Origin of the sequence: Gluconobacter thailandicus F149-1 = NBRC 100600 (assembly GCF_000964465.1) — a bacterium.
In the GTDB taxonomy this organism is placed as follows: domain Bacteria; phylum Pseudomonadota; class Alphaproteobacteria; order Acetobacterales; family Acetobacteraceae; genus Gluconobacter; species Gluconobacter thailandicus.
Genome location: NZ_BANH01000153.1, coordinates 1 through 206 on the forward strand (window position 1 = coordinate 1; position 206 = coordinate 206).

Below are 206 nucleotides of genomic sequence, written 5' to 3' on the forward strand. Positions count from 1 at the left end.
ACACGATGAAGAGCAAGCCGGTTTCTGGCGTCGTCTTCGATCAGGTAGACACCGTCCTTGTCGCCTTCGAAGATAAGCAGACCGACCTCGTTTGCGGCATTTATGAAATCCCCCAGAATGCAATGATGAGCGTTCCAGAGGGTCAGGATGTCTGCTCGCATCGCTGGCAGAACCGACTGTCCTGAACGGCGTTTCGTCGCCTGGTG

Annotated in this window: 1 protein-coding gene; it reads left to right on the forward strand. The window is 55.3% G+C overall.

The annotated features are described in order from the left end of the window. Window positions 1-185: hypothetical protein (locus B7444_RS16920; protein WP_200146812.1), on the forward strand; the 185-nt coding region annotated here is incomplete at its 5' end. Window positions 186-206 lie beyond the last annotated feature (21 nt).